Origin of the sequence: uncultured Brachyspira sp., from assembly GCF_944393015.1 — a bacterium.
GTDB lineage: Bacteria > Spirochaetota > Brachyspiria > Brachyspirales > Brachyspiraceae > Brachyspira.
The window spans coordinates 1-14,066 of record NZ_CALXYQ010000066.1; the positions used below are offsets into that span (position 1 = coordinate 1).

Annotated in this window: 10 protein-coding genes, 1 tRNA gene and 1 pseudogene; 6 read left to right on the forward strand and 6 right to left on the reverse strand. The window is 25.8% G+C overall.

What is annotated here, in order from left to right; all coding sequences use genetic code 11:
- Together Q0K19_RS13975 and Q0K19_RS13980 are read right to left on the reverse strand one after the other, a co-directional pair.
- Positions 1-1,556: pseudogene (locus Q0K19_RS13975) on the reverse strand (AAA family ATPase); the annotation flags it as partial.
- Between the two features lie 24 nt (positions 1,557-1,580).
- A complete protein-coding gene (locus Q0K19_RS13980) occupies positions 1,581-3,629 on the reverse strand; it encodes a hypothetical protein (RefSeq protein ID WP_297249014.1) in 2,049 nt (682 codons plus the stop codon).
- A 503-nt stretch (positions 3,630-4,132) separates the two neighbouring features.
- On the opposite strand from Q0K19_RS13980, the gene Q0K19_RS13985 reads away from it, so the two are divergent.
- Positions 4,133-4,738, forward strand: coding sequence for an HAD family phosphatase (locus Q0K19_RS13985; RefSeq protein ID WP_297249016.1), 606 nt, complete (start codon positions 4,133-4,135; stop codon positions 4,736-4,738).
- 7 nt (positions 4,739-4,745) lie between these two features.
- The gene (locus tag Q0K19_RS13990) at positions 4,746-6,536 is read left to right on the forward strand and encodes an ATP-binding protein (RefSeq protein ID WP_297249018.1); all 1,791 of its coding nucleotides are present in this window, start codon (positions 4,746-4,748) and stop codon (positions 6,534-6,536) included.
- Here Q0K19_RS13990 and Q0K19_RS13995 read toward each other — a convergent pair.
- Together Q0K19_RS13995 and Q0K19_RS14000 are read right to left on the reverse strand one after the other, a co-directional pair.
- Positions 6,531-6,887 carry a response regulator gene (locus Q0K19_RS13995; protein ID WP_048595357.1) on the reverse strand — a complete coding sequence of 119 codons (357 nt, stop codon included), beginning with the start codon at positions 6,885-6,887 and terminating at the stop codon, positions 6,531-6,533. The two genes, Q0K19_RS13990 and Q0K19_RS13995, sit on opposite strands and share 6 nt — an antisense overlap.
- Positions 6,888-6,915: 28 nt before the next feature.
- Positions 6,916-6,999: transfer RNA gene (locus Q0K19_RS14000), tRNA-Leu, on the reverse strand.
- Positions 7,000-7,165: 166 nt separating this feature from the next.
- On the opposite strand from Q0K19_RS14000, the gene Q0K19_RS14005 reads away from it, so the two are divergent.
- The gene (locus Q0K19_RS14005) at positions 7,166-8,176 is read left to right on the forward strand and encodes a hypothetical protein (protein ID WP_297249022.1); all 1,011 of its coding nucleotides are present in this window, start codon (positions 7,166-7,168) and stop codon (positions 8,174-8,176) included.
- Positions 8,177-8,292: 116 nt separating this feature from the next.
- Complete coding sequence (locus Q0K19_RS14010) at positions 8,293-9,432, forward strand: HD domain-containing phosphohydrolase (RefSeq protein ID WP_297249024.1); 1,140 nt, start codon at positions 8,293-8,295, stop codon at positions 9,430-9,432.
- 3 nt (positions 9,433-9,435) lie between these two features.
- On the opposite strand, the gene Q0K19_RS14015 is transcribed toward Q0K19_RS14010, so the two are convergent.
- Positions 9,436-9,768 (reverse strand): hypothetical protein, encoded by a 333-nt coding sequence (locus Q0K19_RS14015; protein ID WP_297249026.1) that lies wholly within the window; start codon positions 9,766-9,768, stop codon positions 9,436-9,438.
- A 2-nt stretch (positions 9,769-9,770) separates the two neighbouring features.
- On the reverse strand, positions 9,771-10,244 hold the full coding sequence (locus tag Q0K19_RS14020) for a chemotaxis protein CheX (protein ID WP_012670917.1): 474 nt from the start codon (positions 10,242-10,244) through the stop codon (positions 9,771-9,773).
- A 200-nt stretch (positions 10,245-10,444) separates the two neighbouring features.
- Between Q0K19_RS14020 and Q0K19_RS14025 the strand changes: the two genes are divergently transcribed.
- Positions 10,445-10,762: a hypothetical protein gene (locus Q0K19_RS14025; RefSeq protein WP_297249029.1), complete on the forward strand. Its 318-nt coding sequence runs from the start codon at positions 10,445-10,447 to the stop codon at positions 10,760-10,762.
- Positions 10,763-10,764: 2 nt separating this feature from the next.
- Positions 10,765-14,066 (forward strand): hypothetical protein (locus tag Q0K19_RS14030; protein WP_297249031.1); only part of this gene is annotated, 3,302 nt, incomplete at its 3' end.

The window sequence follows — 14,066 nt, forward strand, 5'->3', positions numbered from 1 at the left end:
TTTTGTTCATCAAGTACATCATCTAGATTAGGTACATCTTCATCGTCTTTTTCTTCATTATCTTCATCAAGCACTTCGTCTAAGCTAGGTATATCGTCTAACTCATCATTTTGTTCATCAAGTACATCATCTAGATTAGGTACATCTTCATCGTCTTTTTCTTCATTATCTTCATCAAGCACTTCATCTAAGCTAGGTATATCGTCTAACTCATCATTTTGTTCATCAAGTACATCGTCCAAATTTTCTATATTTTCTAATTTAATACTTTCATCATCATCTTGTTCTTCATTTTCTAATACTTTATCTAAAGATGACAAATCATCTAGTTTTATATTTTCATCTTCGTCTTGAAGTTTTTCGCCGCCGTCCTCTAAAACATCATCTAATTTTATTTCATCATCATCTTCATAATCTATTATGTTATTCAAATTATCATCATGATCTTCAACTTTTATATCTTCAACTTCATCTAAATTAGGCAAATCAATTTTACTATTTTTTGTGATTTTATCTACTTTATTTAGATATTTTATGCTTTCATCATCCAAACCTTCTATATCATTATCATAATCATCAATATTAAATTCTTCATCATTTACAATATTTGAATTAGCATAATTATTTTCAGGAGGTTCGCTCTCATCATATATATCATCATCTTCAGGTTCATCATTTACTATATTATTATTAGCAGCAGCAGGTTTGAATCTTTCTACTAAGGCTGTTGTAAGCAGGAAGATAAAAGATAATGATAAAAGCCCTAATATTATATATTTTAAATATTTTTGAACTATAGGTACATTAAGCTCTAATATACCTGTACTGAAATTATCTATATCTTTAACTTTACCTGAATAAAATGCAAATGTGTTATTATCAGCTTCAATACTTCCAGTACTTCCTATATCTTTGTTCATATATTGAGTTAAACTATCTATTGATATGCTGTTAATATCTATAGAAGGGTTATAATAAACAACTCCATTAGAAAGTACTACAAAATTTAAATTGTATGGAGTATTTTCAAATATTTTTTTGAATACACTTGCTACTATGTATCCTACTTCTATTCCTCTGTCATTTTTTATAGGCTTAACAAAGTATACGCCGTCATAATCTTTATCAAAAAATGCAATTGCTTTAGAGTTTTTATAGCTTTCTAAATCTACAGGCTTAGTTTTAACAGGTGAAGAAAATACTGACTTTCCATCTGCCAAATATAATGCTACTGTATCAAATGGATAATTTCCGCTTCTGAATATTGATATTATTCTGTCTCTCTCTGCAGTGTCTATTCCATTTAATATAACCTGCTGTAAAAGATTAATAAAAGGATAACTCTCAACTATTTTATTAAGTCTTTCATCATAATCTTTAACTAAATTTACTATACTATTCTGACATATTAAAGCATTTCTATCAAGTTTCTTTGTATCAACATCAAAAGCATCTTTTTTCAGCCCGAATACAAATGTAATAAATAGGGCAAGAACTATTAAATTTATAAGTATAGATACATACACAAAGATAGATATCTTATTTTTGTCAGACATATTAACTCCTCTACTAAATAACTATTATTTTTTTGTTATGCTTCTTTTAGCATCTTCCTCTGCTTTGCTTATTATAGAGGATAACATTTTATCGAAAGCAGCAAAAACATCATCTGTTCTTGAATTAGATGCATTATCTAAATCAGATGATTTTACATCCTCTTTAGAATCCTCATATTTTTCATTTTCGTTTTTATTTTTTATATTATCGATAGCTTTATTATATGAATTTAATATATCCATACTAATTTCATGAGAATCATTTTTTATATGATTTTCATTTTTTTTGCTATTAAATAAATTTCTTACATACTCTTTATTTTTTTCTTCTTCTTTTTCTTTATAGCTTGATAATAAATCATTTTTTATTATTTGCTTATTAAATTCATTATCGATTTTTTGGTAATCGTTTTCTTCTTTTTCAGAATTATCCAATACTTTATCTTTTAATATATTTTCATCTAATGATAAAGTTTCAGTTATAAAGTTGGAAGATGTATTATTTAATTCTTCATTAGATATAGACATAAACTCTTCACTATTACTGATTTCTTCATCATTTTCTTCTTTCATTTCTATTTCATAATCATTGATAGCAGCAATATCATGATTTTCTTCCTGCATTTCTACTTCATATTCATTTATGATCATATCATCATTTTCTGAGATTTTAATATCATCATAAGTTTCTTCTTCACTTTTCATATCATAAAGGCTATCATCTAAGAAAGTTTCTTCCATAGCTCTGTCATATTCTTCCTGTAAATCCTTTTTGATATTAGCAAATGCACTTTCAATGTCTATTTCAGTTTTTATTTCTTCTGTTTTATTTTCTAAATTTTCTATTTTTTCTTCTAAATCTTTTTTATCAATAGCAAATTTATTTTTACATGCATTTATTTCTTCTTTTATGTTGGATACTATATTCAATATATCTTTTCCTATATGGAATTTATCCTCTTTTTTATCTTCATTATTTTCTTTTAGATATTCTTCAGGTATTTTATATTGTACCTTTTGAACAATAGGAGGCATTTCTTCAATAGTATTTGATTTAGGTAATTGTGCATCAACTATATTTTTATTTATAAGCTCATCATTTCCTTTTATGCTTTCAACATAATCTTTATTGCTTTTAACTTGCATAAGATACTTAAAGAAATATAATACGGCTTTAATCAATAATTGACAAAGTAGTATTAATAATGCTGTTATAGCAAGTACTATAAGTTCAAAGTAATTAGGATATTCTTTACCTATCATAGAAACAGAAAGAGAATCATTAACCATAAAGCTAGGCTGTTTTTTATAGTAAGCATATCTATTTATAACAGATGATACTTTTTCTATATTGTTATCGCCGACAGCTTCTCTTACATTGTAAACAGAGTTTCTAGCATCGCTTACATAAAGTCTTTTATCAGCCACTTGATAATACATAGCTATATCAGATACATAAGCATAATCATTTCTAGTAGTAATTATTATTTCGCCATAAGGATTTTTTATGTATTCCATTATATAAAATGCATTTTCATTTGTAGCATTTAAAACTAATGAACCTTTTGTTTTAATTTCATTTATTAAATTATCCTGAAGTTCTAAAGGCCAAGATTTGTTTCTTGATAAATATAGATTAAGTAGCATTTTTCCTTCAATATTGAAAACAGTCATTCCTCTCAAATATGGGTTTTCAACAGTCATTTTGTAATAATTATTTTTATATTTATCTATTTGTGCTTTTGAAGGAGTATTATTAGGTTTAAAATCTTTTAGTGAATCTGATGTCTGGTACATACTATATCCAACATAATCAGATATTGATTGAGTAATCAAATTAACTTGATATTCAGATACGCTGTTTCTTTTTATTTTCATTTTTACAGCTATTTTATCTATTCTCTGCATCATCATATCTAGATAATCATTTATAAACACAGCTATGCCGTTATTTTCAGGCAATACGGTGTTGCTTGCTGCACGTGCGAACATTGCCACTATAAAAATGATAAGAAAAGATATCATTAAACTTAAAACTGTTTTCATTATTTTTTGTTTTTTATTTTCATTCATAGTATTTAGCCTTTAGATATAGTTATCTTATAATAAAGATATAAAAAACTATATTAGTTATCGGCTAAAGCGAATTTTACTTGAAATGTTTTCTTTGCTATTGGGATTTTAATTTGTTGGTAGGTATTATTAAAAAAGCTCCGCTGAGCCGTATACGACATAAATGCGCCTGACTATTTTCGTCAGGTGGGTTCCCCAGAAACATGACCTTGATTTCTCAAAACCGTATCGCGATAACGGCGAGCCTATCATTAATGCTTCGCTCCAGATCCCTAATGCATTAATTTATACTGGCGCAAGAATGTACTATCGTTTAACGAGAACAGCAGAGTTGCCTACAATATAAATGCTTTTTAATTATTTGTCAAGACTATAATAATAAAATTAACATAATATTAATAAATTTATTTCTCTATTGCTTAATTATGTATATACTTGACAAACATTTTATAGAAAATATAATATTAATAAATTTTTATTTTTTAAATATAAAGGTTATTTTTATGATTAAAAATATTGTTTCAGATATTGGAAATGTATTATATGAATTTAGTGTAAATGATTTTATGAATAAATATATAGATGATGAAGATAAAGATGAATTTATGCGAAATTCATTTGCAAATAAAAATTGGAATCTTATGGATAAGGGTGATTTAGCTTTCAATGATGCTAGAAAACTTTTTATAGAAATGAATCCTAAATATAAAAAAAGTTTAGATGATTTATTCGATAGTTCATTAACTTTATGTCTTAATAAAAATCATAACAATATTTCTTTACTTAAAGAATATAAAAATAAAGGATATGATATATATTATCTCTCTAATATGCCGTCAGAAACATTTGAGGAATTAAGAAAAGAAACAGATTTTTTTGATGATACTTGTGTCGGAGGAGTTATTTCTGCACATATAAAAATGATTAAACCTAATAGAGATATTTATGAATATTTTTTAAATAAATTCTCTTTAAAAGCTGATGAATGCTTATTTATAGATGATAATATAAATAATGTTAATGCTGCTTTAGAGATTGGTATTAATGCTGTACAATTAAAAAATATAGATGATATGAAAATTATATTAAAAGATATGCTTAAGCAATAATTATATTATGAATTTTATAAAAAAAATACTGTTAAAAATAAAAAACAGGTATGGAATATTATTTCCAAGCCTTATATGTTTTTTTACTTTAGTGAATTTGATAGCCACTTTATGGATAAGCAGTTTTATCTATGAACCTAACATTACAAATCAATTTTATATGTTTTCTGTAATGTTTTTCCCTCTTACAAGCATCATAATAGGTGTTATAGTTATAATTAAATTTATAGTCGATGCTATAATGAAAAAAGAAGGATCTCATTTAAAATTGGTAATAGTATTGATTATGGGACTTATGACTGTTCTTCCAAGTATAGTTATAAGTAAAATATCAACATATATAATTAAAACAAATTTAAATTTATTTTTAGATCAGAATATAAATAGTTCTGTAGAATATGTAATAGATATTTCAAATAGAGAAATAAGTGAAAAACAAGCCTTTATGTCTGAAATTATAGAAAAAGTTGGTATAAACTATTTTAATGATTTGTTTTATAATTTAGGAACAGGCTATTCTGAGTATGAAGATATAAGCCAAAACATAAGGAATTCAGAATATTTTAATAATATAGTGTTTTTATCAAATTCCTATAATGTAAATAATATAATTTTTTTTAATTCTGCCAATTATATACCTCTTGATATTAATTATAAATTAACTAATACTAATACATTATTTATTAATAGTGAATATAACGGCTCATTTTATGTTAATGCTATTATACCATTATCATATAGCAATAATTATGTGATATGGTCTGAAACTATGCCGAATAATTATATAAAAATAAGAAATAATGCTTTGGAAACTTTCAGAATATATAACTCTGTAAATATGTTCACTAATGAATTTTCTATGATACTTAGTTTGCTTTATATATTTGTTCTTGGTATATCTGCATTTTTTTCAATAATATTAGGAATAGCTTTATCAAGACTTATAACAAGACCTATAAGTTTAATACTTAATGCCACAAATTCCATAACCAATGCTGATTTTAATATAGATATGAAGCTTGGCGGAGTACATGATATGAGAAATTTGATACATAGATTCAATGTAATGGCTAGGGCATTAAAATATCATAGAGATAGAGAAAATACTAGGGCAAGACTTGAAACTTGGAGAGAAGCGGCTATAAAAGTAGCTCATGAGATAAAAAACCCTCTTATGCCTATAATAATGAATGCGGAACTTATAGATAGAAAAATATCTGTAAATATGACTGAAAAAGATGTGGCAAGAGCTAAAAATTCTTCTAGCATAATAATAAAAAATGCCAATGTAATTTCTAATTTGGTGAGATCTTTTTCTGAATTTTCATTTGTTATTAAACTTTCTGATGAAAAGCAGTCTATTAATGGAGCTTTAATAGAAGTTTTAGAGTCCTTTAAGAATATAAATACTATTAAATTTAGTGTAGTATTGAGTAAACATGATCATTTTATTAATATGGATAGAGAAAAATTAATAATGGCTTTTAGAAATTTGATTAAAAATGCAATAGAAGCTATGGAAAAGTCATCAAGATCTGTTATATATATATCATCATACCATGAAATTATAGATTTGAATGAGTTTTTTATCATCAGTATTACAGATACAGGTATTGGAATCGAAAAGAATAATTTACATAAAATATTTGAGCCTTATTTTACATCTAAAGAAAAGGGTACAGGTATAGGACTTTCTACTGTTGAAAAGATTATATCAGAACATAATGGAACTATAGATGTAGAATCAATACCAGATGAAGGAACTACTTTCTTTATAAAATTTATGGTAGAATCATAAAGACTCTATTATCGTTATTAATTTATTTATATGAAGAGGATATTTCATACATATTATATTATGTTTTTTTGCCTCTTTTTCCAAGTCTATATCTATATCTTCATATAAAAAGAATATTGTAAATTCATCGTAATTAGGAAGTTTTTTTAGTTCTGTGATGAATTCTATAACATTGATCCATACAAGGTTAGGATTAAATACCAGAATTTTTACACTATATTTATATATTTTGCTTATAAGTTCATATAAATTTTCAGCTATTAATACTTTTATAGAAGAACTTTCTAAAGTAGCTTTTAGTTTGTTCAATCTATTATTATCATCATCTATAATTATAGCTGAGTAATTCATAGGCACACTCATTTATAGTAGTTTAATGTGCCGAGAGAGGGACTCGAACCCTCACTGAGTTGCCTCAGGCAGATTTTGAGTCTGCTGCGTCTACCAATTTCGCCATCTCGGCTTATGTTATATAAAAACATATAAATTTAAGTATTTTAATGCTTAGATTATAAATTATACTGAATAAAAATCAAGTATTATATTATAGATTTTTTCTTTTTTTATAGTTATATGTTTTATTTATTGTAAAATATGGTAAAATAACTATATGATGAAGGTTGTTTATTATGAAGATTACATTAGATATGTCTATATCGAAGCTGCTTGATGCTTTTGATAGAGAATTTGGGGTATCTTTAGGTATATATAAAGGTGCTCATAAATCTGACAATATTAAATTATTTGAAATATCTGATCCTAGGAAAAATCAAAAAGCTTTTATAGTTATTAATAAGGATACTAGTGTAGAAAGTGCCGAAGCTATGTTTAGAAATACATTCGGAATAAGAGTGCAGGTAAAGGATAAGAATGGAAATACAGTAAGTCAGGAAAGTACATTAGGAGGAATTAGAAAATTAGATAAAGGCTTTGTTGATAGCAGCAATGAAAATAATATTAATCTTTTAGATAATGATAATGAAGAAGTAAATGAAACTTCAGAAGATGAAAATAAAAAAAAGAAGAAAAAAAAATCATATTTTTTAAAGCCTAAAATAGTTAAACATACTGTAGAAGATAAAATAAAAGAGATAGATAAATATTATTTAGGTTTTCAAAGATCTGAGAGATATAAATCTATGCTTAATCTTTTATCATGTATAGAAGAAGCTAAATTAACATATCCAGAATCAAAAGAACTTGCAGATCATATTGAAGAGATAAAGTCAAAATCTTTGAATATATCGAATTTAAGTATAAAAAAGAGAAAATTTGCTATATTGGTGCTGATTATAATAACTTCTATTTTATCTCTTATAGGTATAGGCACTTGGGGATATAATCTTTATAAGAATATAAAAAAAGACAGAGAGGCTGATACTATAATACAAGAAATAGATAATTTGAGAATGAGAAAAGGCTCACTTATGGAAAGCGGAAATATATCCGAAGCTAATGCAATAGATGAAAGTATAAATTCTAAATCAGAAAGACTTAATAGTATACAGAATGAGAGTACAGTATCTATAGCTAATTATTTTATAGTAGCTGCATTATTTTTTGCTGTAATATTGGCTAGATTCATATTAAGACTTAATAAATATAATGTAACATCAATAAGATTTGGAAAAAATACATAAATTCATAATTGCTCCAACATTTTATATATATAAATTAACATAATTTTACTTGATAATATACAGCTATATGATATTATATTCTTTAATATAATGATTTATTTATAGTGAGGAACTAAATGCCAAAGATTATTATACCATTAAATGAAGTAAAAGAGGGAATGAAAGTAGCTAGTAATATATATAATAGCGATGATAAAAGAATTGTAGATATTGGAACTGTTATTACAAAAGATATTATAGAAACTTTAAAAAGAAATTCTATTACTACAGTTAGTGTAATGGAGCTTTTGGATTTAAAAAAAGAAAATACTGTTAATACTTCCGGAGACGGTAAAAAACCTGTATTAAGAGGTATAATGGAAGAGAATGGAAAGAAAATACTCAAAATAGATAGTCTGGAAGTTGCTAAAAGACAGGAATCTACTATAGAAAAAACTAAGTCATTATATGAAACAGCTAAAAAGGGTGGAGGAATAGACTTCGATTCTATGAAAAAAGAAGTAAATAATATGCTTTCCTCTATTGTTGAAAATAAAGATGCCCACTCTTATCTTTCTATGCTAAAAAGAAAAGATGAAACTATGTATAAACATGCAGTTGATGTAGCAACATTGGCTGCTATTACTGCAGGTGAATTGAATCTTACTAAAGTAGATATGGCTAATATTATGCTTGGTGCTTTAGTGCATGATATAGGAAAAGTACTTATACAAGAAAGTTTGCTTTCAAAAGTTAATCTTACCAAGGAAGAAGAAGCCATATTGAAAAAACACCCTACACAAGGTTATAAATTAGTAAAAAGAGATAATTTAGATGATAATATAGCGGATATTGTATTAGAGCATCATGAAAAATATGATGGAAGCGGATATCCTTTTCAAAAAGATAATAAAGATATAAGTTTGTACAGTAAAATAGTTTCTATTTGTAATACTTTCAATAATTTAATAACTAAAGGCGAACATGGTGTTCCATGTACTCCTGATAAAGCTGTTAAAATTATAATATCTTTAGCTAAAAAAGATTTTGACAGTGATGTTGTAAAGGCGTTTCAAAAGGCTGTAGGATTCTATCCTAATAATACAAGAGTAAAACTTTCAAATGGCTCTATAGCAAGAGTTATAGAACAAAATCCTAATTTACCTTTAAGACCTGTACTTTCTATTGTTAAGCATCTTGATGGTACTGTTAGTGACGGATTAGAGGTGGTTGATCTATCTACATCTAGCGATTTATTTATAAAAGAGATAATGTAATAGTTAATACTTTAACTTTTGTTTTTTAGATAAAAGACGTATCAAATATTTTAATTCATATCTTGAATAATAATCTTTTACCATTGTAACGCCTCTCTTATTAAAGAAAGAAAAATAATGATATTTCTCTAATGTGGATAAAAGCTTGGAAAAATGTTCTTTTTCTAATCTAAAAGCCGATGAAACTTCTTCTAAAGAGTATAATTTATCTTCGTCTTTAAAGTGTTTATTTAAAAATTTATTTGATTTTACTCTTATACAAATATTGTCAATAATTATTTTAACTATTAAAGCTATAATAAATAATATTAACGGATATTGTATTATTTTAGGCATTATCAATTAGTTTGATTAAACAAAATTAAGTTCATAAATATTTCACCCAATTCTGTTTTATAATTTATAGATAATATTTTATCATTTTCTTTTTCAAGCATAGACATTTGCTCACTCATAAGTATTGCAGGAGGAGTCATATCTAAATCTATATGTTTTGTTGATAAATCATTTATAGCACTTCCAGCAACCATATTAACAAATTCTTTAATAGTAGCAATAAATATATCATCTATTGAAGTTATAGATTCCATATTAAGAGCTGAAGCCAATTTAAAAGCAGTTGCTTTGCTCATATTAAACATAAGTCTTCCGCTTAAATCTCCAGTAATGCCTACAAATACTATAACGCCTCCAACATGATTGGCATTTCTGTATATTCTTACATCACCTTTTCCAACTTTTGAATTGAAATAACTTTTTAATATAATTACTGTACCTTTGCTAAAAGCATTTACTACATCTAAATCAAACATATAATAACACCATATAATTTATTTTTAATAATAATCGGAAATAAATATAATATTCTTAATAGTATACTACTATTAAGTAAATATTCAAGTAAAAAATATAATTATTATATATTAATTAATGGAAATCTTGACTACAAATAAAAAGAATGATATCATTAAATAAATTTATATAGTTACGTAAGATAGTAACCGATAATATTATGAGAGATAGAATACTTTGTTTATCTTTTACATTATTGATATTTGTATTTGGTATGTTTATAAATTTTCTTTATGAATCTAAAAATGCAAATAATAAATTAATTAGTATTACAGTAAAAGGAGCTGTTGTTAATCAGGGAGTATATTTTTGTAAATATGGCATTTCAGTGTCTGAAGTTTTAGAAATTTGCGGAGGAATGACTGAATTGGGTTTTTTACCTATCGGATTTGATTATAATATGCCGATAACTAATGATACTACGATTAATATACAAAAAAGATATTCAACTATAAGAAAAAATTATGAAGAGAATTGATAGTGGAAAAAGAGTTCGCTAGTGTTTTTGAAAAAAATAAAGACATCCCCCTTGATGAGTATGAAATAAATAAATTCCTAGAAAGAACTATAGATATTAATGAAAATGAATTCCCTGTAATAGCTGTAGGCAATTCTGACAAAGAAACTCCTAAAATAAATGGTACAATAACAACTAAAGAATATGAGGAAAAAGAAAATTCTGTAAATATTAATGATTATTTAGAAGGTAAAGAAGGAACAGAAATAAGTAATAATGCTTATTCAGAAGAAGAAAATAAAAATTATAAAAATCTTCAGGAAACTTTAAGCTTATCAGAAAATGATATAGAAGTGGCAGGAGAAATAGTTGATTCTGAAATGGATATGTCTAAACTATTTCCAAATGCTGGTAATATTGATAATGAAGAAGAAATTAAAGTTGAAGAAGAACCAGAAAATACATCAGAATTAACAAAAGAACAATCTGAAATAATAAATAATATATATTCTAAAGAAGAAAATGATATACATAAAGAATCTGAAGAGGAATCTTTAGAAGGTTATGAATTAAGCAATATTGAAACTGTTGAAGATTTTAATTTAGATGAAAGCTTTAAAAAAGATGATGCTTTGGAATATAATAGTGAGTCAGAAGATTTAATTTCGGCAGAATCTACATCAAATGAAGAAAGTAATGCTGAAGACAATAATATTGGTTCAGATGAATCAGATTTAGATAGTTTAGAAAGTAATTTAAAAGAATTATCAGATGATATAAAAGGTGATAATAAATCAATAGAAGATATTAATATAGATGATTTAATTGGTGCTGATAATTTATTAAATGAAGATATTAAAGATGAAACTATACGTTTAGGTGAATCAGATCTAAATGATTTAGAAGATACTTTAAAAGATTTGCCAAGTGATTCAAATGAGAATCCTGAAAATAACTCATCTAAAGATATTAATATTGAAGATTTAATTGGATTAGAAAATATTCAAAATACAGAAGAAGATAATGATGAAGAATATTTAAATGATGATGCTTCAGAAGAAGAATCAGGTTTAAATATGAAAGAATATACCGATGAAGAACTTCTTGATATTAACAATCTCTTAGATGATGAGGAAGAAACTCTATCTAATGAAATAGTTGAAGAAATTGCAGAAAATAATGATGAAGGCTTATCTGCTTTAGAAGAGCTTGAAAATTTAGAAGAAAATATCAATGAGAATATAGAAGAAGAATCTGCTTCATCAGAAGAAAGTCCAGATTTAGAAGCAAAAGAATATACCGATGAAGAGCTTCTTAATGATATATCAGAAGAAGGTTTAACTAAAGAAGATGAAGAAGTACTTGATGAAGGTTTATCTGCTTTAGAAGAACTTGAAAATTTAGAAGAAAATATTAATGAAAATATAGAAGAAGAATCTGCTGCTTCATTAGAAGAAAATGAATCATTATCAGAAGAGAAGCCAGATTTGGAGATGAAAGAATATAGTGATGAAGAGCTTCTTGATATTGATAATATTTTAGATGAAGAAGAATCTCCATCTGATGATATATCTGAAGAGTCTGCAGAAAATAATAATGATGATTTATCTGTTTTAGAAAATACTGAAAACACAGAAGAAAATATCAATGATAATATAGAGGAAAAACCTGCTTCATCAGAAGAAAATCCAAATTTGGAAATGAAAGAATATACCGATGAAGAACTTCTTGATATTGATAATATCTTAGATGAAGAAGAATCTCCATCTGATGATATATCTGAAGAGTCTGCAGAAAATAATAATGATGATTTATCTGTTTTAGAAAATACTGAAAACACAGAAGAAAATATCAATGATAATATAGAGGAAAAACCTGCTTCATCAGAAGAAAATCCAAATTTGGAAATGAAAGAATATACCGATGAAGAACTTCTTGATATTGATAATATCTTAGATGAAGAAGAATCTCCATCTGATGATATATCTGAAGAGTCTGCAGAAAATAATAATGATGTTTTAGAAAATCCTGAAAACACAGAAGAAAATATCAATGAGAATATAGAAAAAGAATCAGCTTCATCAGAAGAGAAGCCAGATTTGGAGATGAAAGAATATAGTGATGAAGAGCTTCTTGATATTGATAATATTTTAGATGAAGAAGAATCTCCATCTGATGAAATAGTTGAAGAAACTACAGAAAATAATAATGATGATTCATCTGTTTTAGAAAATACTGAAAACACAGAAGAAAATATCAATGAAAATATAGAAGAAGAATCAGCTTCATCAGAAAAGAAGCCAGATTTGGAGATGAAAGAATATAGCGATGAAGAGCTTCTTGATATTGATAATATTTTAGATGAAGAAGAATCTCCATCTGATGAAATAGTTGAAGAAACTACAGAAAATAATAATGATGATTTATCTGTTTTAGAAAATACTGAAAACACAGAAGAAAATAATGAAAAAGATTCTGATACTTTAGAAGACAATTCTAGTGATGAATTATCATTAGATAAGTATACATTAATAGAATTGGAAGATGGTACAAAAGTAAAAAGAACTTCTTATGCCAAAGACAATATAGATGTTGAAGATGCTGAATTTTCTGATGAGCAAAATTATGTTGTTCAGCATATATATTCTGAAGAGCAAGATATTCTTATGAAAGAAGTGTCTGAAAAAGATGCTCTTACAGAAGAAGAATTAGAATCTATTGACTCAGTTGAAGAATTTGATTTGAGTTCTTTCTTTAATAATCAGACAACTAATAACGATGATAATATTGTAAATGATGAAGAAGATGAGGAAATAGAAGTACCTGACTTAGATGATGATAATTCTTTAGTTATTGATAATGATGATTCATTAACTGTAAATGAAGATTTAGAATTGCCTGAAATAGATGACGAAGAGCCAAAAGAAATAGATTTAATAAAAGAAGATAATTTAAAAGAAGATGATATTAATATACAATACAATGATAGAAATGTTGTAGTTCCTGATATAGATAATGTTGATTATATAGATGAATCAAATTATATAACAGTAATAGATAATGATGATGATGTTATACAGTTATCTGGAAATGAACTTGATTTAATAACTAAAGATGTTGAAATCAATGAGGCAGAATCATCAAAAAATGAAGAAGATATAGTAGATGATTATAGAGAAAATAATTATACTATGTCAGAAATATCTGATGAAGAGTTAGAAGAGATAGACGATGGTTATGTTAATGAAAATGAAGAAGATATAGTAGATGATTACAGAGAAAATAACTATACTATGTCAGAGATATCTGATGAAGAGTTAGAAGA